Source organism: Brachybacterium sp. AG952 (assembly GCF_004362645.1).
GTDB classification, from domain to species: domain Bacteria; phylum Actinomycetota; class Actinomycetes; order Actinomycetales; family Dermabacteraceae; genus Brachybacterium; species Brachybacterium conglomeratum.
Map to the genome: position 1 here is coordinate 122,675 of NZ_SNXV01000006.1, position 24,467 is coordinate 147,141.

At 71.3% G+C, this 24,467-nt stretch carries 21 protein-coding genes; 5 read left to right on the plus strand and 16 right to left on the minus strand.

The window, feature by feature from the left end:
• The first annotated feature begins 13 nt into the window (after positions 1 to 13).
• A complete protein-coding gene (locus DEU31_RS14380; protein ID WP_133677631.1) occupies positions 14 to 1,090 on the plus strand; it encodes an Atu2307/SP_0267 family LLM class monooxygenase in 1,077 nt (358 codons plus the stop codon).
• Between the two features lie 30 nt (positions 1,091 to 1,120).
• On the opposite strand, the gene DEU31_RS14385 is transcribed toward DEU31_RS14380, so the two are convergent.
• Positions 1,121 to 1,651 carry a DUF2199 domain-containing protein gene (locus tag DEU31_RS14385; RefSeq protein ID WP_133677632.1) on the minus strand — a complete coding sequence of 177 codons (531 nt, stop codon included), beginning with the start codon at positions 1,649 to 1,651 and terminating at the stop codon, positions 1,121 to 1,123.
• Between the two features lie 201 nt (positions 1,652 to 1,852).
• Here DEU31_RS14385 and DEU31_RS14390 point away from each other — a divergent pair, with 201 nt between their 5' ends.
• Positions 1,853 to 2,737: a hypothetical protein gene (locus DEU31_RS14390; RefSeq protein WP_133677633.1), complete on the plus strand. Its 885-nt coding sequence runs from the start codon at positions 1,853 to 1,855 to the stop codon at positions 2,735 to 2,737.
• 16 nt (positions 2,738 to 2,753) lie between these two features.
• Here DEU31_RS14390 and DEU31_RS14395 read toward each other — a convergent pair whose 3' ends face one another.
• A complete protein-coding gene (locus tag DEU31_RS14395; protein ID WP_133677634.1) occupies positions 2,754 to 3,695 on the minus strand; it encodes a hypothetical protein in 942 nt (313 codons plus the stop codon).
• Positions 3,696 to 3,817: 122 nt separating this feature from the next.
• On the opposite strand from DEU31_RS14395, the gene DEU31_RS14400 reads away from it, so the two are divergent.
• Complete coding sequence (locus tag DEU31_RS14400) at positions 3,818 to 4,345, plus strand: PH domain-containing protein (RefSeq protein WP_133677635.1); 528 nt, start codon at positions 3,818 to 3,820, stop codon at positions 4,343 to 4,345.
• The gene (locus DEU31_RS14405; RefSeq protein WP_133677636.1) at positions 4,342 to 5,283 is read left to right on the plus strand and encodes a 3-methyladenine DNA glycosylase; all 942 of its coding nucleotides are present in this window, start codon (positions 4,342 to 4,344) and stop codon (positions 5,281 to 5,283) included. Before DEU31_RS14400 ends, DEU31_RS14405 begins: the two co-directional genes overlap by 4 nt.
• Positions 5,284 to 5,357: 74 nt before the next feature.
• Here DEU31_RS14405 and DEU31_RS14410 read toward each other — a convergent pair whose 3' ends face one another.
• Together DEU31_RS14410 and DEU31_RS14415 are read right to left on the minus strand one after the other, a co-directional pair.
• Entirely contained in the window at positions 5,358 to 6,296 is a 939-nt protein-coding gene (locus tag DEU31_RS14410; protein ID WP_010552265.1) for a trypsin-like peptidase domain-containing protein, read from the minus strand.
• A 146-nt stretch (positions 6,297 to 6,442) separates the two neighbouring features.
• The gene (locus tag DEU31_RS14415) at positions 6,443 to 6,700 is read right to left on the minus strand and encodes a hypothetical protein (protein ID WP_133677637.1); all 258 of its coding nucleotides are present in this window, start codon (positions 6,698 to 6,700) and stop codon (positions 6,443 to 6,445) included.
• A gap of 78 nt (positions 6,701 to 6,778) precedes the next feature.
• Between DEU31_RS14415 and DEU31_RS14420 the strand changes: the two genes are divergently transcribed.
• Positions 6,779 to 9,334: a DEAD/DEAH box helicase gene (locus DEU31_RS14420; protein WP_133677638.1), complete on the plus strand. Its 2,556-nt coding sequence runs from the start codon at positions 6,779 to 6,781 to the stop codon at positions 9,332 to 9,334.
• Positions 9,335 to 9,445: 111 nt separating this feature from the next.
• Here DEU31_RS14420 and DEU31_RS14425 read toward each other — a convergent pair whose 3' ends face one another.
• From DEU31_RS14425 to DEU31_RS14480, 12 genes are all read right to left on the minus strand, one after another.
• Complete coding sequence (locus DEU31_RS14425) at positions 9,446 to 9,793, minus strand: hypothetical protein (protein WP_133677639.1); 348 nt, start codon at positions 9,791 to 9,793, stop codon at positions 9,446 to 9,448.
• Between the two features lie 157 nt (positions 9,794 to 9,950).
• Positions 9,951 to 10,235, minus strand: coding sequence for a DUF6457 domain-containing protein (locus tag DEU31_RS14430; RefSeq protein WP_133677640.1), 285 nt, complete (start codon positions 10,233 to 10,235; stop codon positions 9,951 to 9,953).
• Positions 10,235 to 10,966: a respiratory nitrate reductase subunit gamma gene (gene narI / locus DEU31_RS14435; protein ID WP_133677641.1), complete on the minus strand. Its 732-nt coding sequence runs from the start codon at positions 10,964 to 10,966 to the stop codon at positions 10,235 to 10,237. The genes DEU31_RS14430 and narI overlap by 1 nt, the downstream gene beginning before the upstream one ends.
• A complete protein-coding gene (gene narJ / locus DEU31_RS14440; protein ID WP_133677642.1) occupies positions 10,963 to 11,808 on the minus strand; it encodes a nitrate reductase molybdenum cofactor assembly chaperone in 846 nt (281 codons plus the stop codon). The genes narI and narJ overlap by 4 nt, the downstream gene beginning before the upstream one ends.
• Positions 11,808 to 13,442, minus strand: coding sequence for a nitrate reductase subunit beta (gene narH, locus DEU31_RS14445; RefSeq protein WP_133677643.1), 1,635 nt, complete (start codon positions 13,440 to 13,442; stop codon positions 11,808 to 11,810). Before narH ends, narJ begins: the two co-directional genes overlap by 1 nt.
• A gap of 26 nt (positions 13,443 to 13,468) precedes the next feature.
• The gene (locus DEU31_RS14450) at positions 13,469 to 17,209 is read right to left on the minus strand and encodes a nitrate reductase subunit alpha (protein ID WP_133677644.1); all 3,741 of its coding nucleotides are present in this window, start codon (positions 17,207 to 17,209) and stop codon (positions 13,469 to 13,471) included.
• A gap of 42 nt (positions 17,210 to 17,251) precedes the next feature.
• On the minus strand, positions 17,252 to 18,481 hold the full coding sequence (locus DEU31_RS14455) for an MFS transporter (RefSeq protein ID WP_133677645.1): 1,230 nt from the start codon (positions 18,479 to 18,481) through the stop codon (positions 17,252 to 17,254).
• A gap of 226 nt (positions 18,482 to 18,707) precedes the next feature.
• Entirely contained in the window at positions 18,708 to 19,232 is a 525-nt protein-coding gene (locus tag DEU31_RS14460) for an ACT domain-containing protein (protein ID WP_133677646.1), read from the minus strand.
• Positions 19,233 to 19,241: 9 nt separating this feature from the next.
• Positions 19,242 to 20,450: an MFS transporter gene (locus DEU31_RS14465; RefSeq protein WP_133677647.1), complete on the minus strand. Its 1,209-nt coding sequence runs from the start codon at positions 20,448 to 20,450 to the stop codon at positions 19,242 to 19,244.
• Between the two features lie 163 nt (positions 20,451 to 20,613).
• Positions 20,614 to 22,227, minus strand: coding sequence for a citramalate synthase (cimA, locus tag DEU31_RS14470; RefSeq protein ID WP_133677648.1), 1,614 nt, complete (start codon positions 22,225 to 22,227; stop codon positions 20,614 to 20,616).
• Positions 22,228 to 22,234: 7 nt separating this feature from the next.
• Complete coding sequence (locus DEU31_RS14475) at positions 22,235 to 23,326, minus strand: branched-chain amino acid aminotransferase (protein ID WP_133677649.1); 1,092 nt, start codon at positions 23,324 to 23,326, stop codon at positions 22,235 to 22,237.
• Positions 23,327 to 23,377: 51 nt separating this feature from the next.
• Positions 23,378 to 24,448 carry a 3-isopropylmalate dehydrogenase gene (locus DEU31_RS14480; protein WP_010552279.1) on the minus strand — a complete coding sequence of 357 codons (1,071 nt, stop codon included), beginning with the start codon at positions 24,446 to 24,448 and terminating at the stop codon, positions 23,378 to 23,380.
• Positions 24,449 to 24,467: the final 19 nt, after the last annotated feature.

Here is a 24,467-nt window from a genome sequence, read left to right on the forward strand (position 1 = left end):
GGAGCGCAGTCAGATGAGCATCGATCCTGGATCCATCACCTTCGGCCTGGACACCTTCGGGGACGTCACCGTGGACGGCGCAGGAGATCCCGTCGCGCCGGCGCAGGTGATCCGCGACATCGTCGCCCAGGGCGAGCTCGCCGACCAGGTCGGCATCGACCACTTCTCGATCGGCGAGCACCACCGGCCCGACTTCGCGGTCAGCGCGCCCGACATGGTGCTCGCCTCGCTCGCGCAGCGCACCGAACGGATCACGCTGGGGACCGCCGTGATCGTGCTCAGCTCCGACGACCCCCTGCGGGTGGTCGAGCGCTTCTCCACGCTCGACGCGCTCTCGCAGGGCCGGGCCGAGCTCACCGTGGGCCGAGGCTCCTTCACCGAGTCCTTCCCGCTGTTCGGCTTCGCGATGCAGGACTACGAGACCCTCTTCGAGGAGAAGCTCGACCTGCTGGTGACGGCGCTCGCCGGCGAGCCGATCACCTGGTCCGGCACCACCCGCGCGCCGCTGAAGCAGCAGTCGCTGCACCCCGCGCTGGAGCGGGAGCTGCCCACCTGGGTCGCCGTCGGCGGGAGCCCGAACTCGGTGATCCGCACCGCCCGCCACGGACTGCCGCTGATGCTCGCGATCATCGGCGGGCCCGCGCAGCGCTTCGCGCCCTACGTCGACCTCTTCCACGAGGCGACCGCGAAGCTCGGCGGGCAGCGCCGCCCCGTCGGTGTCCACTCCCCCGGGCACGTCGCCGCGACCGACGCCGCCGCGCGCGAGCAGCTCGCCCCGCACTGGATCCACAACCGCAACGAGATCGGGCGCGAGCGCGGCTGGGGCCCCTCGGGGATCGGGGAGTTCCACGCGGAGGCGGACCACGGCGCACTGTACGTCGGCTCCCCGGAGACCGTCGCGCAGAAGATCGCGCAGACGATCACCTCGCTCGGCATCGACCGCTTCGACCTGAAGTACGCCAGCGGCCCCATGCCGCACGAGCAGCTGATGGAGTCGATCCGCCTCTACGGCACCGAGGTGATCCCGAGGGTGCGGGAGCTGCTGGCCGAGGCGCAGGTTCCTGAGGGATCGGCCTTCGACGAGGTCTGAGAACCTCTCCCCTCCGCCCCTCGCCGCGGCTCACCGGAACAGGAAGGCACGGATGCGCAGCTCGGCCTCCTCCCGGGTGATGCCGTCCAGGAGGTCGCGCCCGAGCGGGCTCTCGTTCGTGGGGTCCGGGCCGATCAGCGGGCGGAGGTCCCCGCGGGAGTGCACGAGGACCGGCACGGGGCCCGCATTCTCATAGCCCGGCAGCGCGCTCGCGAGACGGCCGGGGTAGACCGTGCGATAGCCGTCGTCCCCGAGGTGATCGAGGATGTCGATCACGTCGCCCTCGGCCAGGGACACCCATGGCGCGTACTCCATGCGGCGCTCGGGGTCGTCGAGGATCGGCACGTGCATCGACACCCGCACGTACTGCTCGGCCCCCTCGCGACGCTCGATCCAGCACAGGTCCTCGGTGATCTCGGCGTCACGGAGCTCGTGCGGGGCGAGCCGGAGCACGGGGTCCGGGACCGCGAAGGACAGCACCGGCCAGGGCCGGTCCCTGGTGCCGTCGGTGCCGAGGTGGGTCGCCGCGCAGGCATGGCAGTCGAAGTCGATGCCGGTCATCGGGGGCTCCTTGGGTGGGGCGGTCGAGGGGATGCCCGGCACGCTAGGGGTCCTCTCGCAGGCCCCGCGATGGCCCAGCCGCGGATGTGGACGGAGGGGTGCTGGGGAGGAAGCACTGCTCCACCCGACGACAGGGGCGGCGTCCTGGGTGATGGGCGAGCCAGGTCCTGCTCGCCTCGCCCAGCCACGCACCCTGCTCCCATGACCGATCGGGGGATCACCATGACCGAGAGCGCGGACTCGACCAGCACCACTCGTGAGCGACGCATCGCGACCGCGGCCGCCGCGCTCGCGCGGCACGCCGATCCCGGCCCCACGGCGCTGGGCAGCCTGACCGACGAGCAGCTGGTGGTGCTGCACGGGGCAGGGGATCCTCTGGCGCTGCTCACACCGTGGCTCGACCGATCGGCGGGAAGCGATGCCGAGCGCGACCTGCTCCTGTCCTCCGCAGTGCGCGGCCAGCTCGCGAGCGGCGGCGTGGCACCGGAGCGCACGCTCGCGTCGGTCGAGGGCCGCGAACCGATGGGCGATCCGGACGACCTCCTGCCCGCCGCGCTGCCGGCCGGGATCGTGGGGTGTCGGGTCTACTCACGACGACGCGCGACCCTGAGCGACCTCGACGACCCGACGCGCGGCGCGGTGCAGGCCTTCGCCGACCTCGACGGGTCGGTGATGCAGGAGCAGATCTCCGCCAACGGGATCCACCACTTCACGATGAGCACGGCCGACAGCGCCGCCCGGGTCCAGGCTCTCTGGATGCTGGGCGACCCGGAGCTCGACGGCGCACCGGTCGGCGAGACCGCCCCGGAGGTCCGCTCCGGGACCTTCGAGGAGCTCCTCGCCGACAGGGATCTCGGGGCGATCCTCGCCGCCCCCGTCCGTCGGGTGCAGGTCCTCGTCGAGGACCGCGCGGAGGGAGAACGTCGGATGCTCTGGGTGGTGCACGACGGCGCCTCCCCCGTCGCCCTCCAGCCCTCGGACCCGACGTCCGAGGGCCCGTCCCTGCAGCGCTCGGTGCTCGACGCCGTGCGAGTGGGGCGCGACGGCCTGCGCGCCCAGCTCTCGGAGTTCCTCAGCGCCGGCTGATCCGCCGGCGGCGAGCTCAGCCGAAGAGGAGGTCCCCGACGGCCTCGACGCCTCGCTGCGGCATGTCGATGATCGGGTCGAGGATGGGCACCGCGTCCCTGATGGCCTCGCTGCCGTCGCTGAAGAGGTCCTCGGCCCCGCCGAGCACGGTGTCGGTCCCCTCGCGGAGGCCGCTCCATCCCGTGAGCTGCTCGACCGTGTGCCCCGGCATCTCCAGCAGTGCTCGCGTCGGCGATCCGCCTCCGATCGAGTCCGGATTGTGCGCCGTCGCGACGGTCAGGGCGTTCCACCCGACATCCAGGGCCCCGGTGGCGATCCCGCCCGCACCGCCGACGATCTTCGTGACGGGGTGGGGGATCATGCCGACGGCCGTGAACGCCATGTCCAGCCCGTTGATGCCGTAGGTGATGCCCGCGTCGAGCACTCCGAACAGATCACCGTCCTGGAAGGCCTGGAGCCCGTCGTACATCGCGATGCCCATGGTGGCGGCGTCGCCCACGAGGTTGAGGACGTCACCGGCCGTGCCCAGGTCGAACATGCCGGCCACATCGATCGCAGAGGTGACCCCGGCGAAGATGTCCAGGCCCAGCAGGCCGTTGTCGCCGAGGAGATCACCCCAGAAGCCGTCGCTCTCGAGCGGCTCGTACTCCTCGAGCCACGTGCCGATGGTGTCCCAGAGCGACCCGCCGCCGTCCCCGTCGCTGGCCTGGTCCTGCTCCTCGGCCTCGCGCTGGAGCTCCTCGAGCCGTCGCCGCAGATCCTCCAGGGCCTCCTCGATGCGCTCCCGCACCCGGCTCTCGAAGTCGTCGCGGAACCGGTCGGCGTCGGGGCCGATCCAGGTCGCCGTGCGCACGGCGATGCCGATCCGGAGCGCCAGCCCCTCGAGCTGACGTGCCCCGTTCCCCGTGAGCTCCTCCTGTGCCCGAAGCGCCTCGGTGTCCGCTCCTAGGAAAGTCATGATCCCCACCCCGCCCTCTCATCGTGTCGTCGGGTGAGGCCTAGACAGCGAGGACCGCCGCCCGCGATGGGGAGCACTCCCCATCCGTTCGTGCGCTGGGGACCGTGCGGCATCATGGAGACGTGTTGTCGTCCCACCCCAGCACCCCGGTCGTCCTCTTCCGCACGCCGGAGCGCCCCTGGTCCCTGATCGTCGCGATCGCGCTCGCCGTGCTGGTCCTGCTGCCCCTGGCGATCCTGGTCGCTGTGCTCGGGGCGACCTCGGGCTCCACCGCAGGGATCGTGCTCGGCCTCGTCGCCGGACTCCTCATCCTGCTGGTCAGCTGCATGTTCGTGATCACCATGAGGCAGCGCTTCACCGTGACCACGGCGGGGATCGAGGTCGCCTCGCACCTCAGCACGCGTCGTCTGCCGTGGTCTCAGATCCGGCTGGTCCGTGTGGGACCCGCGACCTTCCGCGCTCCGCGCGCCACCGAGATCGTCCTCACGGACGGGTCCACCGTCAGGCCGCCCGCCACCTCGATGAACTTCGCCCTGTGGCGGGGAGAGATGCCGACGGCCCACGGCTCCGACGGGACGTCGCCGACCCGCTGCACCCTCGCGGCGATCGACGCGCATCGGCGCTATCTGGCCGGGGAGTTCGGGCGGTGACGGTGCTGACGGCCGCCGAGGCCGCTGCTGCGCGCACGGCGCACGAGGAGCGGGCCGATGCGCTGACGGCCGCGCATCGGCAGCGGAAGCAGCGCGGCGAGAAGCATGCGGTGGAGGACTTCCTGTTCACCTACTACCCCTTCTCCCCTGCTCGGCTGCGGCGCTGGCATCCCGGCTGGCGGGTGGGATACGAGGCGTCGGCCGATCTCGATGCCGACGGGAACCCGGTCATCGCCGACGTCGACGAGGCGGGGAGGCGGTCCTGGTACGTCGACGAGGCGGGGCCGGAGGGAACCCCGGCGGTGCGGCGGGCGGATGTCGCGCGGTATCTGGCGGAGCGGGCCTCTGCCTTCTCGTTCATGACGCGGCTGCTGCGGGCCTCGACGCTCACGCGGCGCCGGCCGGAGTTCGGCTGCTTCGGGCTGCACGAGTGGGCGATGGTGCACGGCCTGACCGAGGGGCAGCAGCGCCATGAGGACCTGCCCCTGCGCCTCACGCAGGCCGAGACCGACGCTGTCGTGGAGCGGGAGAACCTGATCTGCTCGCACCTGGACGCGTTCCGCTTCTTCACCCCGTCGGCCGCACCGCGCAACTCCATGGAGCCGACCCGTGCGACGCAGGTCGACCACGACAACCCGGCCTGCCTGCACGTGGGGATGGACCTGTACAAGTGGGCCATGAAGCTCACGCCGCTGCTGCCCTCGGACCTGGTGCTGGACTGCTTCGAGCACGCCCGCGCCACGCGGGTGCTGGACATGGAGGCGAGCCCGTACGACGTGCGGCCGCTGGGCTACGGGGTGGTGCCGATCGAGACCCCGCGCGGGAAGGCAGAGTACGTGCGGCGCCAGCGGGAGCTGGCCGCCGGGGCCGACGCGCTGCGCGAGCGGATCCTCGCCGAGCTCGAGGGGCTCGAGGCGAGCACGCCCGCTGGCCGCTGAGCACTGCGCGCTGAGACGCCGGAAGGGCCGGCACCCTCGCGGGGTGCCGGCCCTCCTCAGGAGTGGGGCTGCGCTCAGGCGGCCGCCTCGTCGTAGGCGGCCTGCGCCTCGGCGCCGAAGTACGGGCCGTACATCACGTTCGCCTGGCCGTTGTAGCCGAAGCTGTTCACGGAGTTCTGCGCCCCGTCGCCGAGGAACCAGGGACCGCCGGAGGAGCCGCCGGTCATGTCGCAGGAGATGCCCTGGGAGAGGGTGCCGCCGATGGTGTCGTCGCTCGCGGTGCCGGAGCAGCTCTCGAGGGACTCGCCGTCGAAGGGCGCGGCGGCCGGGTAGCCGTAGGCGTCGTAGTCGGCGCCCCGCTCGCGGTTGAAGGCGATCGAGGTGGAGCCGACGGCGTCCTCGAGGGTGCCGCTGCCGCTCTCGGGGCTCACGGTCGCGAAGGCGACGTCGTAGCTGATGTCCTCGCCGGAGACCCACTCGTCGGTGGAGACGAGATCGGTCGCGGCCCAGGTGCCGTAGGGGGCGTCGCCGTGGTCGTAGCCGGGCACGAAGACCCAGTTGGTGGCCCAGGTGCCGGCGTCGTTGACGCAGTGCCCGGCGGTCGAGACGGTCGAGCCGTTCGAGGAGGCGACGGAGTTGCCGGAGCAGACGTAGTCCTGGCCGCCCTGGGTGAAGAAGACCTTGCCGACGGTGTCCTTCGACTCGGCGGCCTTCTTGTTCTTGCCCGGCGCCTCGGCGCTGCGGCCCTGGACGGTGGTGGGCTCGCCCTTCTCGACGTCCGCGTGCGACGGGGCGTCCTCGGGCGCGAGGTCGTCGGCGGGGATCGCGGCCTCCATGCGCTCGGAGGTCCAGTAGCCGTGCGCGTCGGTCTGCGCGGTGCCGGAGAGCTCGGTGCGCTCGACGTCGGAGCCGTCCGCGGTGGCGGCGCCGGCGCCGCCGACGGCGAGGCCCGCGACGAGGGCGGCACCGCCCAGGAGTCTGGTGCAGCGACGGAGAACGGTGGAGTGCGTCACGGGAGTGCCTTTCGACAGCGGGACAACGAGGGTGGGATGACGACCCTGCAGGGCCGTGACGGCACGCTACGCGACGTGAGCGAGGTCACTCCGCCCGAGAGTTCCCGGTCGTCCGCTTCTGTCCGGTTCGACGTCCGGGACGCTTACTACTGGTCGGTAGCTTCCTGACCGCTGGAAGCTCCCGGGGCGTCCCCGTCGTCCTCGCAGGCCGCGACGGATTCGGCATCGTCGGCCGACAGGGCCCCGGAGGTGCCGTCCGCAGCATTGTCACGATCAGGTAACGATCGCTGGAGCGGGGTGGGGCGGGCGGCGGCGCGGGCGGCCTCGTCCCAGTGCTCCCGCGCCCCCTCGCTGCGCTTCTCGGCATCGGTGAGGGAGGGGTCCTCGGAGCGTCGTGCAGGCATCGTCGTCCTTCCGTCGGCGGGGCGGGCGCGTCGAGCGTAGCGCCGTCCGCCTGCGGAGCACCCTGGCAGACTGGGCCCATGCCGAGCCTGACGCCCTTCCTCCCCCCGCGCACCGCCGAGAACGCTCAGGACGCCATCGTCGACGGGTTCGTCTCCGCGCAGGAATCGGTCGGCCGCACCCTCTACCCCCACCAGGAGGAGGCGCTGCTCGCCATCGCGGCCGGGGACCACGTGATCGCCGCGACCCCCACCGGCTCGGGCAAGACCACGATCGCCTACGCCGCGATCTTCGCCGCGATGGCCCGCGGTGAGCGCTCCTACTACACCGCCCCCATCAAGGCGCTGGTGAGCGAGAAGTTCTTCGACCTCGTCGCGCAGTTCGGCGCCGAGAACGTGGGCATGATGACCGGCGACTCCGCGGTGAACCACGATGCGCCGATCATCGTGTGCACCGCCGAGATCTTCGCCAACCACGCCCTGCGCGACGGTCCCGGCTCCGAGGTGGGGCTCGCGGTGATGGACGAGTTCCACTTCTACGGCGACTCGCAGCGCGGCTGGGCCTGGCAGGTGCCGCTCGTGGAGCTGCCCCGCTGCCAGTTCGTGCTGATGAGCGCGACCCTCGGCGACGTCTCCTTCTTCGTGGAGGACCTCGAGGAGCGCACCGAGCGCGCCGTGACGGTGGTGGCCGATGCGCCGCGGCCCGTGCCGCTGGACTTCCGCTGGTCGCTCACTCCGCTGCCGGACACGATCACGACGATCCTCGAGGACCGCGACGCCCCGGTGTACATCGTCCACTTCACCCAGAAGGAGGCCCTCGAGCAGGCGCAGGCGCTGCAGGGCGGGAAGATCCTCAGCGCCGAGGAGAAGGAGCGGATCCGCGAGCTGATCGGCGACTTCCGCTTCTCCAAGGGCTTCGGACAGATCCTCTCCCGCCTGGTGCGCGAGGGCATCGGCGTGCACCACGCCGGCATGCTCCCGAAGTACCGGCGCCTGGTGGAGAAGCTCGCCCAGTCCGGGCTGCTGAAGATCATCTGCGGCACCGACACCCTCGGCGTGGGCATCAACGTGCCGATCCGCACCGTGCTGCTGACGGGGCTGGCGAAGTTCGACGGCAAGCGGATGCGCCTGCTCAACGCCCGCGAGTTCCACCAGATCGCCGGGCGGGCGGGACGAGCCGGCTACGACACCGTCGGCCACGTCGTGGTGCAGGCGCCGACGTGGACCATCGAGTTCGAGCGGGAGCGCGCCAAGCAGCGGGCCCGCGAGGAGGCCGGCAAGGCCCCCAACAGCGCGAAGAAGCGGAAGAAGGAGCCGAAGCCCCGCATCCCCGAGGGCGCCGTGAGCTGGTCCGAGGAGAACCTCACCAAGCTCGTCGAGAACCCGCCCGAGGCGCTGCGCCCGCACCTGCGGATCACCGCCTCGATGGTGCTCGCGCTGATCGCGCGGCCGGGCGATGCGGTCGCCGCCGGGCGCCACCTGATCATGACCAGCCACCAGACCCGCACCCAGAAGCTGAAGCTGGTGCGCGAGGCGGTGGAGATCTTCCGCGGCCTGCGGGACGCGGAGATCATCGAGGTGCTCGAGGAGGTGGATCATCTGGGGCGTCGCTTCTCCCTGGTCGAGGACCTCCAGCTCGACTTCACGATGAACCAGCCGCTGGCCCCCTTCGCGATCGCGATGATCGACTCGCTGGACGAGGAGTCCGAGACGCTCACCCTGGACACCGTCTCGATCCTCGAGGCCATCCTCGAGGACCCGCGCCAGATCCTGCTGGCCCAGCAGAACGCCGCCCGGGGCGAGCTGCTCGCCGAGCTCAAGGCCGACGGGGTCGAGTACACCGAGCGGATGGCGCGCCTGGACGAGGTGACCTGGCCGAAGCCGCTCGAGGAGGACCTCGAGGCCGCGCTCGAGATCTACGCCCGCAGCCGGCCCTGGGTGCGGGCCGAGGACCTCTCCCCCAAGTCCGTGGTGCGCGAGATCCACGAGACCGGGCAGACCTTCAGCGAGTTCGTGCAGCGCTACGGCCTGCAGCGCTCCGAGGGGATCGTGCTGCGCTATCTCTCCGACGCCTACCAGGCGATGCGGCGCACGGTCCCGCAGGACCTGCGCACCGAGGAGCTCGAGGACATGATCGAGTGGCTCGGGGTGCTGGTGCGCGGGATCGACTCCTCGCTGCTGGACGAGTGGGAGGCGCTGACCCATCCGGAGGACCTCGAGGACGGGGCCTCGGAGATCCGGCCGACGAGCCCCCGCGGCCTCTCCGCCCAGACGAAGGTGCTGCGCACGATGGTGCGGGCCGCCCTGTGGCAGCGCGTGGAGCACTTCGCCTTCGAGCGCGAGGAGCGGCTCGCCGAGCTCGACGGCGCCTCCGGCTGGGACCGGAAGCGCTGGGCGGAGGCGATGGACGCCTACTACGACACCTATGACGAGGTCGGCATCGACGGCTCCGCCCGCTCCCCGCAGCTGCTGCAGATCACCGAGGAGTCCCGGCTGTGGCGGATCCGGCAGGTGCTCGACGACCCGGAGGGGAATCACGACTGGGCGATCGAGGCGGAGCTCGACCTGGAGGCGACCGACGAGGCCGGCGAGCCGGTGCTCACGATCACCCACGTCGGCGACATCGCGGACCGCTGAGGACCCGCCCCGGCGCGCCGCCCCGGTCGACGACCAGGGACGACGACGGCCGATGCCCCGTGCGGGGCATCGGCCGTCGTCGTGGTCAGCAGCGACCTGCAGCGGAGACGCTCAGTACTGCGGGTTCGTCTCGATCCGCTTCTGCGGGTTGGTCTCGATCTGAGGGTTCGTCTCGATCAGAGGGTTCGTCTCGATCAGAGGGTTCGTCTCGATCAGAGGGTTCGTCTCGATCTTCAGCGGATTGGTCTCGATCCGCTTCAGCGGGTTGGTCTCGATCTTCTGCACGGAGACCGCGGCCTGGGGGTTGGCCTCGATCTTCTGCGGATTGGCCTCGATGGCGCCGGCGGTGCCGGCACCGGCGACGCCGAGCGCGCCGGCGAGCATGAGGCCGGCGGCGAACCTCGCCGCACGGCCGGCGTGAAGGGTGTTCTTGGACTGCGAAGGACGGAAGCTGATCACCGGACAGATCCTCTCGGTGGTGACGGGGGCGGCTGGATGGGGGAGCCCGCAGGTACCAGACTACCGTCTGTGAACGCAATCACAAGAGGTGACATGCGTGTCATCCGGGGACTTCCGCGTCCTCCGGGGACTTTCCTGTCCTCCGGAGGGAAGCGGGTCATCCGGGCCGGTGCCGCCCCGCCCTCTCCCGGGTGAGCGACTCGACCGCCGCGCAGGCCTCCTCGAGCCCGGCGCCGCGCGCGACCGCGGCGCCGACGAGGAACGCGGAGATCGGCGCCATCGAGCGCTGCACCCCGTCGGCGACCACGCCCGTCATCATGTGGACCCGGTCCACGTCGAGGTCCACGCCGCCCACCTCGAGGTGCGCGGCGATGTCCCGCATCCACGGCAGCAGCGTCGTCTCCCAGTCGCTCTGCAGCGTCACCGGTTCTCTCGTCGACATCAGAAGTCCACCTTCTCCCAGCCGCGGCGCTCGGACTCGCGGCGCGGGTCCTTGCTCCGGTAGACGATGTAGGGACGGGTCAGGTAGCCGACCGGTGCCGCGAAGACGTGCACGAGGCGCGTGAACGGCCAGACCGCGAACAGCAGCAGAGCGCTGAGCACATGGAGCTGGAAGAAGATCGGCGCCTGGCCCATCAGCTCCGTCGAGGGCTGCAGGGTCCAGAACTGCCGGAACCAGATCGAGACGCCCTCGCGGTAGTCGTAGTCGCCGAAGGTGGTGTGCACCAGCGTGGCGAGCACGCCGAAGACGATCACGAGGGAGAGCAGCAGGTACATGATCTTGTCGCCGACGGTGGTCGCGCCGAAGACGCGCGTGTTCGTGCGCCGGCGGTAGATCAGGATCAGCAGCCCGCCCACGCAGGCGACCGCCGCGGCGAGGCCGATCGTGACCGCCATGAGGTGGTAGACGTGATCGGAGATGCCGAAGAAGCGGGTCCAGGACTTCGGGATCCCGAGGCCCACCACGTGGCCGACGAAGATCCCGATGATCCCGAAGTGGAACATCGGCGAGCCGATCGAGAGCAGCTTCGACTCGTAGATCTGGCTGGAGCGGGTGGTCCAGCCGAAGCGGTCGGCGCGGAAGCGCCACACGTGTCCCAGCACGAAGACCGCCAGCACCATGTAGGGCAGCACCACCCACAGCAGCAGGTCGAGGGTCGAGGTGTCGTTCATGAGGGGCGTCCTCTCAGCAGGTCCAGCGGGACGGGTCCGGGGGCGGTGGCCCGGGAGTCGCAGCCGTTCGCGGCGAAGGTCTGACCGGCCAGCGCCCCGGCGTCGGCGTCGAGGCCGTAGCCGTCCAGGCCCACGGTCTCCTCCTCGGGGCCCTCCTCGGCCAGGCGGAGCACGGCGGCGCGGTCGTCGGCGTCCAGCGGCGGCAGCGTCCCGCACAGGGCGAGCAGCGCACCGTGCCAGGGCGAGGAGATCTCCTCCAGGTGGAGGCGCAGCAGCTCCACGCCCGGGCGGTTGCCGCGCAGGATCTTCGCGCCGCGCTCCGGGTCGTGGCCCGCGGCGAACTCGAGCACGAGCGGCAGATGGTCGGGCAGCTCCTGCTCGCCGACCTCGACCCCTGCGGCGCGGAAGTCCTGCTTGATGCGCAGCAGCGCCATCCCGCGGCGGCGGGTGTCGCCGTGGCTGAAGTAGGTCAGGTGCAGGCATCCCCGGCGGCGGGTGTCGAAGGTGTCGACGTACTGCTCCTGCACGAGGACGGGGTCCGCCTCCCGCAGGGCGTGGAGGGTGCTGCGCAGCTGGGTGCGGCCCGGTTCGGGCAGGTGCTCCACGAGCTCGGCCACCTGCCTGAGCCGCGAGACGGTCGCCTCGTCGGGGTAGGTCAGCAGCCAGGAGACCGCGAGCCAGGTGGCGCGCAGCTGCGGGGTCGTGAGGCCGGAGGCGTGCAGCAGGTCCTTCGGCGAGCGCACCCGCTTCGGGGCGAGGGTCGCGGTGCCCGCTCCCCCGCCGTCCGCCGCGGTCGCGCCGTCGGCCGAGCGCCTGCCGAGCAGGCGGGCGAGGGCGCCCATCAGGCACCTCCTGTCGCCGGCTCGGGGAAGAGCCCGTCGGGGCGGCCGCGGCCGTCCCAGTTCAGCAGGTTGATGCGCACGCCCTCGGGGCGCTCGGGCCCGTTCTGCTGGCGCTTGGTGGCGTAGCCGGGGCCGGACATGCCGAGGGACTCCTCGGGCAGGGACATGCTCATGCCCGGGCCGCCGGGGGCGTTCAGCGGGCAGTCTGTGCCCACGCCCTCCAGGTCGTGCGCGGACTCGTGGTGCCCGACGGGGATGACGTAGCGGTCCTCGTACTTCGCGATCGCGAGCAGGCGGTACATCTCCTGCATCGTCTCGCCGTCCATCCCGACGGCGTTCGCGATCCCCTCCCGGGGCTCGCGTCCGAGGTTGATGTCGCGCATGTAGGAGCGCATCGCCGCCATCCGGTACAGCACCCGCTCCACGGTGGGGACGTCCCCGGCGGTGAAGAGGTTCGCGAGGTACTCCACCGGGATGCGCAGCGCGTCGATCGCGGCGAAGAGGTTCTCGGCGTCCTCCGCGTCGTAGCCGGTGTCGCGGACGACGTCGACCACGGGCGAGAGCGGGGGGATGTACCAGACCATCGGCATCGTGCGGTACTCGGGGTGCAGCGGGAGTGCGACCTCGTAGTCCTTGATGAGCTTGTAGGTCGGGGACCTCTGCGCGGCCAGCAGCCAATCGTGCGGGATCCCCGCGGCCTTCGCGCCGGCGATCACCTCGGGGTCGTGGGGGTCGAGGATGATGTCGCGCTGGGCGCGGTAGAGCTCCTTCTCGTCCCGGGTCGAGGCGGCCTCGGTGACGCGGTCGGCATCGTAGAGGACCAGACCGATGTAGCGCAGGCGGCCGACGCAGGTCTCCGCGCACACCGTCGGCTCCCCCTGCTCGATGCGGGGGTAGCAGAACGTGCACTTCTCGGCCTTGCCGGTGCGGTGGTTGAAGTAGATCTTCTTGTACGGGCAGCCGGTGATGCACATCCGCCAGCCGCGGCAGCCGTCCTGGTCCACCAGCACGATCCCGTCCTCCTCGCGCTTGTAGATCGCGCCGGAGGGGCAGGAGGCGACGCAGGTGGGGTTCAGGCAGTGCTCGCAGATGCGGGGCAGGTAGAACATGAAGGTCTGGTCGAACTCGAACTGCACCTTGTCCTCGATGCCCTTCAGCATCGGGTCCTTGTCCTTGTGGAGGTAGGTGCCGCCGAGGTCGTCGTCCCAGTTGCCCGACCACTGGATCTGGGTGCGCTCGCCCGTGATCAGCGACTTCGGGGGCGCAGTGGGGATGTTCTCCTGCTGCGCGGGGGCGTTGAGCAGGTTGTCGTACTCGTACGTCCAGGGCTCGTAGTAGTCCTCGATGCCGGGCAGGCGCGGGTTGGAGAAGAGCTGCAGGAGCTTCTTCAGCCGACCGCCCGCCTTCGGAGTGAGACGCCCGGAGCCGGTCAGCTCCCAGCCGCCCTTCCACTTCTCCTGGTCCTCGTAGCCGCGGGGGTAGCCCTGCCCGGGCCGGGTCTCGACGTTGTTGAACCAGATGTACTCCGTACCGGAGCGGTTCGTCCACGCCTGCTTGCAGGTCACCGAGCAGGTGTGGCAGCCGATGCACTTGTCGAGGTTCATCACCATCGACATCTGGGCCATGACGCGCATGTCGTCTCTCCTCGTTCTCTCGGTGCTCAGTACTCGACGGGGGCGGTGCGCTTGCGGATCATCGTGACCTCGTCGCGCTGGTTGCCCGTCGGGCCGTAGTAGTTGAAGGCGTAGGACAGCTGGCCGTAGCCCCCGATGAGGTGGGAGGGCTTGAGCATGATGCGGGTCAGCGAGTTGTGGATGCCGCCGCGCATGCCGTCCCGCTCGGTCAGCGGCACGTTCACGGTGCGGTCCTGGGCGTGGTGCATGAAGGCGGTGCCCTTCGGCATGCGGTGCGAGACCACGGCCCGCGCGGCGACGACGCCGTTGCGGTTGGTGGCCTCGATCCAGTCGTTGTCGGTGATGCCGACGGCCTCCGCATCTTCGACGCTCATCCAGATGGTCTGGCCGCCGCGGGAGAGGTTCATCATGAAGAAGTTCTCCATGTACATCGAGTGGATCGCCCACTTGTTGTGCGGGGTCAGGTAGCGCACCGAGATCGAGGTGCCCGCCTTGTCCTTCTCCCCCAGCGCCCGCTCCCCGAACAGGGCGGTCATGTCCAGCGGGGGCCGGAACACGGGCAGCCCCTCCCCCATCTCGAGCATCCAGTCGTGGTCGAGGTAGTAGTGCTGGCGCCCGGTGAGGGTGTGCCAGGGCTTCTTCCGCTCGACGTTGATGGTGAAGGGGCTGTAGCGGCGCCCGCCGGACTCGGAGCCGGACCATTCGGGGCTCGTGATCACGGGGACCGGTGCGGCCTTCGTGTCGGCGAAGTGGATGCGCTTGCCCTCGTGCTCGGCGGCGAGGTCGTGCAACTGCGTGCCGGTGCGCTTCTCGAGGGTCTTGAACCCCTCGGTGGCCATGTGCCCGTTGGTGGTGCCGGACAGGCCCAGGATGAACTCGCAGGCCTGCAGGTCCGTCTCGAGCTTCGGCCGGCCCGCGGCGGGGCCGGTGCGGTGGACGCCGTTCAGGCGGCCGAGCTCGGCGACGTACTCCTTCACGTCGTAGGTGATGCCCTTGGTCGTCATCCCGAGGTTCTCGAGCAGCGGGCCGATGGAGGTGAACTTCGCGTGGATCTGCGTGTAGTCCCGCTCGACCTCGACGAGGGTGGGCATGGTCAGGCCCGGGACCGGCTCGCACTCCCCCTTCTTCCAGTCGCGGACCCGGCCGTGCGGGGTGGCGAGCTCGCCGGGGGTGTCGTGCTGGAGCGGGAAGGCGACGACGTCCTTGCGGGTGCCCAGGTGCGTCTGGGCCAGCTCGCTGAAGCGCCGCGCGATCCCGGCCCAGGTCTCCCAGTCGGTGCGGGACTCCCACGGGTTCGAGATGGCGGGGTTGAAGGAGTGGACGAAGGGGTGCATGTCCGTGGTGGACAGGTCGTGCTTCTCGTACCAGGTCGCCGCCGGCAGCACCACGTCGGAGTGGAGGGTGTGGCTGGTCATGCGGAAGTCGAGGGTGAGCATCAGGTCGACCTTCCCGATCGGCGCCTCCTCCCGCCAGCGCACGTCCCGAGGACGCAGGTGCTCCGGGGTCTCCTCCTCCGTGGCGGCGGAGTCGACGCCGAGCAGGTGGCGGAAGAAGTACTGGTCGCCCTTGGCGGAGGAGCCCAGCGTGTTCGCCCGCCAGATCGACCAGATCTTCGGGTGGTTCTGCGGGGCGTCCGGATCCTCCGCGGCGAAACTGATCCCGCCCTGCTTCAGCTGGTCGACGAGATACGGGATCGTCTCCTCGCCCGCGGCGGCGGCGCGGTCGGCGACGTCGAGGGAGGAGATGTCGAACTGGGGGTAGAAGGGCTGCCAGCCCAGGCGCTGCGAGAGGGCGACTGCGTCGGCGGTGGTGGTGCCCGCGAAGCGGCCCGCGCCGGTGGTGGCGGCGAGGGTGTCGGCGCCGAAGCGGTCGTAGCGCCACTGGTCGGTGTGCATGTACCAGTAGGTGGTCTGGGTCATCTGGCGCGGGGGCCGGGTCCAGTCCAGGGCGTTGGCGAGGTGGAGCCATCCGGTGATCGGGCGGACCTTCTCCTGGCCGACGTAGTGGGCCCAGCCGCCGCCGTTGACGCCCTGGGTGCCGCAGAGGTTGGTCAGGGTGAGGAAGGAGCGGTAGATGGTGTCGGAGTGGAACCAGTGGTTGGTGCCCGCGCCCATGATGATCATCGAGCGGCCGCCGGAGTCGATCGCGTTCTGCGCGAACTCGCGGGCGATGCGCGCCGCGGCCACGCCCGGCACGCCGGTGATGGTCTCCTGCCAGGCGGGGGTGTAGAGCGCCTCGGTGTCGTCGAGGCCGCGCGCCCACAGCCCCGGCAGGCCCTCGCGGCCCACCCCGTACTCGGCCAGCAGCAGGTCGAAGACGGTGGTGACGATCCGGCCGTCGATCTCGCGCACGGGCACGCCGCGAGCGACGTCGCCGCGGCCCCCCTGCCCGGCCGTGTCGAAGCGGGGCAGCAGCACCTCGGCGACGTCCTCGTGGTGGCCCAGCAGCGACAGGGCCGGGTCGAGGTCGCCGAGCTCGAGGTTCCAGCGGCCCTCCCCGTCAGCGCTGTAGCGGTGGCCGAGGGTGCCGTTCGGGACGACGATCCCGCCGCTCGCGCGGTCGAACATCATGGGCTTGAAGTCGGCGTGCTCGGTCGCGGCCTCGGCGGTGCGGTGCTCCCCCGCCTCGCTCGCGACGAGGAACTTGCCGGGCACGAGATTCCCGTCCTCGCGCCGCTCGAGCTGCACCAGGAAGGGCAGGTCGGTGTACTGGCGGGAGTACTCCTGGAAGTAGGGCACCTGCTTCTCGACGTAGAACTCGCGCAGGATCGTGTGGCCCATCGCCATGGCGAGCGCGGCGTCGGTGCCGGGGTGCGGGGCGAGCCACTCGTCGGCGAACTTGACGCTCTCGGCGTAGTCGGGGGCGACGGAGATGACCTTCTGGCCGCGGTAGCGGGCCTCGGCCATCCAGTGCGCGTCCGGGGTGCGGGTCAGCGGGACGTTCGAGCCCCACATGATCAGGTAGGCCGCATCCCACCAGTCCCCGGACTCGGGCACGTCGGTCTGGTCGCCGAAGACCTGCGGGGAGGCGGGCGGGAGGTCCGCGTACCAGTCGTAGAAGGACAGCATCGAGCCGCCGATGAGCTGGTGGAAGCGGGCGCCGGAGGAGAAGGAGACCTGGCTCATCGCGGGGATCGGCGAGAAGCCGGTGGCGCGGTCGGGGCCGAACTCCTTCACGGTGTGGACGTAGGCGGCGGCGACGAGCTCCTCCGCCTCCTCCCAGCTCGCGCGCACCAGGCCGCCCTTGCCGCGGGCGCGCTTGTATCGCATGGCCTTCTCCGGGTCGGAGACGATCGCCTTCCACGCCTCGACGGGGTCGCCGCCGGGGGCCTTGGCCTTCTCCTCGCGGAACAGGCGCAGCAGCTCGGAGCGCACGTAGGGGTAGCGCACGCGCGTGGGCGAGTAGGTGTACCAGGAGAAGGAGGCGCCGCGGGGGCAGCCGCGGGGCTCGTACTCGGGCTTGTCGGGGCCGGCGGAGGGATAGTCGGTCTCCTGCGACTCCCAGGTGATCACGCCGTCCTTGACGTACACCTTCCAGGAGCAGGAGCCGGTGCAGTTCACGCCGTGGGTGGAGCGGACCACCTTGTCGTGGCTCCAGCGCTCGCGGTAGAAGGAGTCGCCGCCGCGGCCGCCGACGCGATGGGTCTCGCGGTTGTCCTCGCTGATCCGCTCGGAGCGGCTGAACATCTTCCGCGCCCCGATCAGCGCGTCGAACACCGGTGAGTCCATGCCCGGCTCGGCGGGGTCCTGGCGGTCCTGGATGGTCATGGGAAGGCTCCTCCTGGGCGGGGACGGGTCAGCGGTGAGGGATCAGGCGGTGGCGGCGGCCCGGCGGGCGCCGCGGCCGACGAAGAGGGTGACGACGACGGCGCCGAGGGTGGCGATCAGCAGCAGCACGATCCCGAGGGAGTAGCTGCCGCTGCCGGCGTGGATCGCGGCCATCACCAGCGGCGGGACGAAGCCGCCGAGGCCGCCGGCGGCGCCGACGAAGCCGGTGACGGAGCCGACGACGGACGGGTCGGCGGCCTGGGCGACCAGGGCGAAGACCGCGCCGGAACCGAGGCCGAGGCCGGCGGCCATGACGATGAAGTCGATCGTGCCCAGCGGCATCAGCGCGGGCTGGAAGGCGAGCATGAGCGCGGCGAGGGCCACGGCCACGTAGGAGATCAGCAGCGTGCGCACGGCGCCGATCCGGTCCGAGAGGGTGCCGCCGAGCGGGCGCATGATCACTGCGACGATGACGAAGCCGGCCATGCGGAAGGAGGCGTCGGCCGTGGTGAGGCCGTACCAGTTCTTCAGCATCGTGGGCAGGAAGACGGAGAAGGCGACGTAGCCGCCGAAGGAGAGGGCGTAGAGGTAGCAGGCCTGCCAGGTGACCTTCTGCCGCATGGCGAGCAGGGTCTGGGAGAGCATGCTCTTGCCCGAGGGCTTCCAGGTGGGGGCGTCGTGCATGAACAGCCAGGCGAGAACGGCGTAGAGGACCAGCGCGACCGCGGTGACGATGAAGGGGGAGGCGCTGCCGGCCGCGTCCACGAGCGGCACCGTGGTGAAGGCGCTGATGGCGGTGCCGCCCATGCCCACCCCGTACAGGCCCGTGGCCATGCCGCGCTTGGCGGGCGGGAACCACGAGTTCACGAAGGGGACGCCGATCGCGAAGGTGGTGCCGGCGATGCCGAGGAAGAATCCGCCGAGCAGCAGCGTGGAATAGGAGTACTGGCCGGCGAGACCGAGGAACAGCACCGGGATCACGGTCAGCAGGGACACCAGCGGGAACATGAGGTGCCCGCCGAACCGGTCGGAGAGGCCGCCCATCAGGATCCGGCCCAGGGAGCCGACCAGGACCGGCAGCGCCACGATCAGCGAGGCATCCTGCGCCAGACCCTGCTCGACATAGACCGGGCCCAGCGGGCTGAGCAGCGCCCAAGCCCAGAAGTTCACGCCGAAACCGAGGGTGACCAGCAGGAGCGCTCTCCAGGCTCCGGGCGGGACGGTGTCCTGGGCGGTGGTCGTCGTGGCGGCGGAGGACGGGGACCCGGTCATCGAGTGGCTCCTCGGACGTGTGCGGACACGAAGGTCGAGCACTGCTCGACGACGCACCGCAGAGGGGAACTGTACGTCGTAAGCATTCTCGGCCCGTGCGGCCACCCTAGGGGACTTCAGTCCCGGAAAAGACTGTTCCCGGAGAAACCCGCAAGTTTCCACCGGAATGCAACGAATTCCGCGACCCAAGGGTCACGGAATTCGTCAGCATCGGGCCCTCACGGACTCATCCCGGGGCGTCGAGCTCCAGGTCCACCATCAGCTCCGCAGCGATCGTCTCGAGCGCCTCGCGCACGTCCGCCTCGTCGGACTCGGTCGGGAGGCGGAGCTCGGCCTCGGCCTCGAAGAGCATGCCGCCGCCCTCGGGCGCCTCACGGGTCCAGGAGCGCAGTCCGTCGATGGTCGCGCCCTGAGAGCGCAGTGCCGTGGTGACCTCGCGGACCATGCCGGTGCGGTCCTGGCCCAGCAGGTGCAGGCGGAGGGCGCGGGCGGGACCGGGCGGAGCGGTCTGCTCGGCGACGGCGGCCTCCACCGCGAGCCCGACCTCGGCCTCGAGGCCCTCGAGCGCGGAGAGGAAGTCCTGGACCGCCTCGTCGGGGAGGTCCACCTGCACGATGCCGGCGAACTTCCCGGCGAGGAGCGCGAGCTGGCTGTCCACCCAGCTGCCGCCGTGCTCGTCGACGGCGGCGGCAAGGGCGGCGACGAGGCCCGGTCGGTCGTCCCCGATGGCGGTGAGCACGTAGGTCGTCATGCACCCAATCTAGCGCCGAATCACCCGAGTGATGGCGAGTGCGGCGAGGCAGGCCGCTCCGAGCAGCAGCAGCGCCCCTGAGTAGCTGCCGGTGCGCTCGAGAGAGGCGGCCAGCAGCAGCGGGGGCAGGAACCCTCCCAGTCCGCCGGCTGCTCCCACCAGCCCGGTCACCGCGCCCACACGATCCGGGGGCGTCACCTGGGCGACCAGCGCGAAGACGGCCCCCGCACCGAGACCCGCACCGACGGCGATCGCCGCGAGGGCAGCCGATCCCGGCCCCCACAGCGGGGGGTGCACGGCCAGCAGCAGCGCACCCGGCAGCAGCGTGAGGTACGAGACGGCCAGCGTCGCCCTGCTCCCGAACCGGTCCGAGAGAACCCCTCCCAGCGGCCGCACCAGCACTGCCACCAGCACGAAGGCGCCCATCCAGAGGGACGCCGCGGCGCTGCCGAGGTCGTACCAGGTGGTGAGCAGCGTCGGCAGGGACACGCTGAAGGCGACGTAGCCGCCGAAGGAGACCGCGTAGAGGTAGGAGGCCTGCCAGGTGATCGGCAGTCGGGCGGCGGCCGCGCAGCGCGATGCCGCTCCCCCGGGGCTGGGGCTCCAGGTCGGGGACGTGGGCATCCAGCGCAGGGCGATCAGCGCATAGAGCACGAGCACCGCGGCCACCAGCAGGAACGGCGCCTCCTCCCCGACCGCTCCGACGAGGGGGACGGTGGTCAGGGCGCTGATCGCGGTGCCTCCCATCGAGGCGCCGAAGATCCCTGTCGCGAGCCCGCGCCGCCCCGCGGGGAACCACGAGTTCACGTAGGGGATGCCGATCGCGAAGGAGGTGCCGGCGATGCCGAGCGCGACGGCGCCGAGCAGCAGGCCCACCGCGGAGTCCTGCCCCACCAGCCCCAGGAACAGCACCGGGACCACGGCGGCGAGAGACACGGCCGGGAACATCACCCGTCCGCCGAGACGATCGGTGAGCGCGCCGACGGGGATCCGTCCGAGGGAGCCCACCAGCACGGGAAGGGCCACCATCAGGGAGGCCTCCGGGAGGGTGCCGCGGGCGACGATCACCGGGCCGAGCGGGCTGAGGAGCGCCCACGCCCAGCAGCTCAGCGCGAAGCCGAGGGTCGCCAGGACCAGTGCCCGCACGGCGCCCTCGGCCGGCGGGGCCGGGGCGCCCGGGACGGCGGTGGGCGCGGCGGATCGGGGGAGGACGGACATGGGGTGCTCCGCTCCGGGCGGGTCGAGCCGTCCGGGGGTCCGGACCGACCGACGGGCGATGTGGTGGTCGACGCCCACCCTGCCCGCGGCGCCGCCCACCGCCCATCGGTCACGACGTGTCGAGATCCCCCATCACGGTTCGGTCACGTCCGGTGCGCGGCCTTCACACACCCGACTTGTACAGCCCGTAGGTGTACGCGTCGTAGATCGCCTCCCAGGAGGCCTCGATGACGTTCGGTCCCACACCCACGGTCTGGAACTCCAGGCCGCGGCCCGAGGTGCGCACGAGCACGCGCACGGTCGCGTCGGTGCCGTGCTGGGAGTCGAGGATCCGCACCTTGAAGTCCTGCAGCTCGAACTCGTCGACCTCGGGGTGCCGCTCGCGCAGCGCCTCGCGCAGGGCGAGGTCCAGGGCGTTGACCGGGCCGTTCCCCTCGGCGATCGCGACCTTCCGCCCGTGCTCGCCCCCGCCGTCGGCCCGCAGCTTCACGGTCGCCTCGGTCTCGAGGGTCCCGTCGCGGCCGAGCTGCGAGGTGGCGCGCCAGGACTCGACCGAGGAGTAGCTCGGCACGCGGCCGAGCTCGTCCAGCAGGAGCAGCTCGAAGGAGGCGTCGGCCGCCTCGTAGGAGTAGCCCTCCGCCTCGCGCTGCTTCACGGTCCGGGCGAGGCGCGAGAGGAGCTCCGGCTCGTCGGCGAGCTCGAAGCCGAGCTCGCGGCCCTTGAGCTCGATCGAGGCGCGGCCGGCCATGTCGGAGATGATCATGCGCATGTCGTTGCCGACCGCGCGGGGATCGGTGTGCTGGTACAGGTCCGGGTCCACCCGGATCGCGCTCGCGTGCAGCCCGGCCTTGTGCGCGAAGGCGCTCGCCCCGACGTAGGGGGCGCGCGGGCTGACGGGCATGTTCACGATCTCGCCGATCGCGTGGGAGATCCGGGTGGCCTCGGCGAGGGTCTCCTCGGGCACCAGGTCCATGCCCATCTTCAGCTGGAGGTCGGCCAGGAGCGTGATCAGGTCGGCGTTGCCGGTACGCTCCCCGTAGCCGTTCACACAGCCCTGGACGTGGGTGATCCCCGCTCGGACGGCGCTGATCGCGTTCGCGACCGCGCAGCCGGTGTCGTTGTGGGTGTGGACGCCGAGCCGGGCCGCGCCCGCACCGGCCGTCCTGAGACGGGAGCGCAGGTCCTCGATGATCTCGGTGACCTGGTGCGGGAGCATGCCGCCGTTGGTGTCGCACAGCACCAGCACCCCGGCGCCGGCCTCGTGCGCCGCCACCAGCACGGAGGTCGTGTAGTCGGGGTCGTGGAGGAACCCGTCGAAGAAGTGCTCCGCGTCGACGAACACCTCGCGGCCGAGGCCGACGAGATGCGCGACCGTGTCGCGGACCATCGTGAGGTTCTCCTCGGCGGTGGTGCGCAGCGCACCGGTGACGTGGCGGAGATCGGACTTCGCGACCAGGGTGATCGTCGGCGCACCGGAGTCGACGAGCGCGCGCACCTGCTGGTCCTCGGTGACGTCGACGCCCGCCTTGCGGGTCGCGCCGAAGGCGGCCAGACGCGCCGTGGACAGCTCGAGCTCGGTCGCCGCGCGGGCGAAGAACTCCGTGTCCCGCGGGACGGCGCCCGGCCAGCCGCCCTCGATGTAGGTCACGCCGAGGTCGTCGAGATGGCGGGCGACGGCGAGCTTGTCGGTCACCGAGAGGGTCAGCCCCTCCTGCTGCGAGCCGTCGCGCAGGGTGGTGTCGTAGAGGTGGAAGGCCTCGATCGTGGGAGTGGTCATGACCTGCTCACACCAGCCGGGTCAGCCAGCCGTGACGGTCCGGGATCCGGCCGTACTGGATGTCGGTGAGCTCCTTGCGCAGCGCCAGGGTGACCTCCCCCGAGCCGCCGTCGCCGACGGTCCAGGAGCCCTTCTTCGAGCGGAACTCGCCGATGGGGTTGATGACGGCGGCGGTGCCGCAGGCGAACATCTCGGTGATCTCGCCGGACTCGAGCTGCTGCTCGACCTCGCTCATCACGAGCTTCTGCTCGTGGACCTCGACGCCGCGGTCCTCCGCGAGGCGCAGGATGGACAGGCGGGTGACGCCCTCGAGGATCGAGCCGGTCAGCGACGGGGTGAGCAGGCGGCCGTCCTTCGTGATCGCGACGACGTTCATGCCGGAGAGCTCGTCGATCGAGGTGTGGGTCTCGGAGTCGAGGAAGAGCACCTCGTCGGCGCCGTTCTCCGCGGCCTCCCGCTTGCCCAGCAGCGAGGAGGCGTAGTTGCCGCCGCACTTCGCGGCGCCGGTGCCGCCGGCGCCGGCGCGGGCGTACTCGTCGGTGATCCACACGACCAGCGGCTGGACGCCGCGGGGGAAGTAGGGACCGGCCGGGGAGGCGATGACGTAGTAGTCCACGGTGTGCGCGGCCCGCACCCCGAGGAACTCCTCGCTGGCGAACATGAAGGGTCGCAGGTAGAGGGACTCCTCGCTGGTCGCCTCGGGCACCCATGGCTCGTCGGCCGCGACGACGGCCTTCAGCGAGGTCAGGAAGTCCTCGACCGGCAGCTCGGGCAGGGCCAGGCGCCGGGCGGAGCGCTGCATGCGCTCGGCGTTCGCCTCGGGGCGGAAGGTCCACACCGAGCCGTCGGCGTGGCGGAACGCCTTGAGGCCCTCGAAGATCTCCTGGCCGTAGTGCAGGACGGCGGAGGCGGGCGAGAGCTCGAGCGGGCCGTAGGGCACGACCTCGTCCCGGCCCCAGCCGCCCTCGACGGTCCAGCGGGCGCGGGCCATGAAGTCGGTGTAGTGCTGGCCGAAGCCCGGGGCGGCGAGGATGCTGGCGCGCTCGTCGTCGCCCACGCGACGGGTGGTGCTGGTCTGGGGGAAGGCGAGTGCGCTCACGGGGATCTCCTCGGCGGGGTTCGGCAGGGTCAGTGTGTCAGGTGCGGGCTCTCAGCGCCCGGTGATCGCGGCGACGAGGTCGTCGCCGATGCGGGCGGTGCCACGAGAGGCGAGCGACGCATCCGCCGCGCGGGCGGCCAGGTCGTTCTCGACCGCGGCGCGGACCGCGGCGGCGGGCTCGACGTGGCCGAGGTGGTCCAGCAGCAGCGCGACCGAGAGCACGGTCGCGGTGGGGTCTGCCTTGTCCTGGCCGGCGATGTCGGGGGCGGAGCCGTGGACGGGCTCGAACATCGAGGGGAAGGCACCGGTGGGGTTCACGTTCCCGCTCGCCGCGAGGCCGATGCCGCCGCCGATCGCGCCGGCGAGGTCGGTGACGATGTCGCCGAAGAGGTTGTCGGTGACGATGACGTCGAAGCGGGAGGGGTCCTGGACCAGGTAGATCATCATCGCGTCGACGTGGGCGTAGTCGACCTCGACGCCCGGGTGCTCGGCGCCGACCTCCTCGACGATGCGGCGCCACAGGTGCCCGGCGTGGACGAGCACGTTGTGCTTGTGGACGAGGGTGAGCTTCTTCCGACGGGCCTCGGCCTGCTCGAAGGCGTAGCGGACCACGCGCTCGACGCCGACGGCGGTGTTCAGGGAGACCTCGGTGGCGACCTCGAGCGGGGTGCCGGTGCGCATGGAGCCTCCATTGCCGACGTAGGGGCCCTCGGTCCCCTCGCGCACGACGAGGAAGTCGACCTCGCCCGGCTCTGCCAGCGGGGTGGAGACGCCCGGGAACAGGCGGGTGGGGCGCAGGTTCACGAAGTGGTCGAAGCCGAAGCGGAGCTTCAGCAGCAGGCCCCGCTCGAGCACACCGGAGGGGACGCCGGGGTCGCCGACGGCGCCGAGCAGGATCGCGTCGTGCTTCGCGAGCGCCGCCATGTCCTCGTCGGTCAGGGTCTCCCCCGTCCGGTGCCAGCGCCCCGCCCCGAGGTCGTAGTCCGTGGTGCGGACCGCGACGCCGGCGGGCTCGAGAGCGGCCTCGAGGGCGCGCAGGCCCTGGGGGACGACCTCCTTGCCGATGCCGTCGCCCTCGATGACGGCGAGATCGAGGGTGCTCGGGGCGGGGGTGGTGCTCATTGCTGGTGCTGCTCCTGAG

Bases quoted from the DNA above. Each gene is read 5' to 3' on its own strand.
- DEU31_RS14385 (WP_133677632.1), bottom strand. From the start codon at position 1,651: ATGACCGGCATCGACTTCGACTGCCATGCCTGCGCGGCGACCCACCTC.
- DEU31_RS14460 (WP_133677646.1), bottom strand. From the start codon at position 19,232: ATGACGACCTACGTGCTCACCGCCATCGGGGACGACCGACCGGGCCTC.
- DEU31_RS14420 (WP_133677638.1), top strand. From the start codon at position 6,779: ATGCCGAGCCTGACGCCCTTCCTCCCCCCGCGCACCGCCGAGAACGCT.
- DEU31_RS14395 (WP_133677634.1), bottom strand. From the start codon at position 3,695: ATGACTTTCCTAGGAGCGGACACCGAGGCGCTTCGGGCACAGGAGGAG.
- DEU31_RS14380 (WP_133677631.1), top strand. From the start codon at position 14: ATGAGCATCGATCCTGGATCCATCACCTTCGGCCTGGACACCTTCGGG.
- DEU31_RS14390 (WP_133677633.1), top strand. From the start codon at position 1,853: ATGACCGATCGGGGGATCACCATGACCGAGAGCGCGGACTCGACCAGC.
- DEU31_RS14430 (WP_133677640.1), bottom strand. From the start codon at position 10,235: ATGTCGACGAGAGAACCGGTGACGCTGCAGAGCGACTGGGAGACGACG.
- narJ (WP_133677642.1), bottom strand. From the start codon at position 11,808: ATGGGCGCCCTCGCCCGCCTGCTCGGCAGGCGCTCGGCCGACGGCGCG.
- DEU31_RS14415 (WP_133677637.1), bottom strand. From the start codon at position 6,700: ATGCCTGCACGACGCTCCGAGGACCCCTCCCTCACCGATGCCGAGAAG.
- cimA (WP_133677648.1), bottom strand. From the start codon at position 22,227: ATGACCACTCCCACGATCGAGGCCTTCCACCTCTACGACACCACCCTG.
- narI (WP_133677641.1), bottom strand. From the start codon at position 10,966: ATGAACGACACCTCGACCCTCGACCTGCTGCTGTGGGTGGTGCTGCCC.
- DEU31_RS14450 (WP_133677644.1), bottom strand. From the start codon at position 17,209: ATGACCATCCAGGACCGCCAGGACCCCGCCGAGCCGGGCATGGACTCA.
- narH (WP_133677643.1), bottom strand. From the start codon at position 13,442: ATGCGCGTCATGGCCCAGATGTCGATGGTGATGAACCTCGACAAGTGC.
- DEU31_RS14480 (WP_010552279.1), bottom strand. From the start codon at position 24,448: ATGAGCACCACCCCCGCCCCGAGCACCCTCGATCTCGCCGTCATCGAG.
- DEU31_RS14455 (WP_133677645.1), bottom strand. From the start codon at position 18,481: ATGACCGGGTCCCCGTCCTCCGCCGCCACGACGACCACCGCCCAGGAC.
- DEU31_RS14465 (WP_133677647.1), bottom strand. From the start codon at position 20,450: ATGTCCGTCCTCCCCCGATCCGCCGCGCCCACCGCCGTCCCGGGCGCC.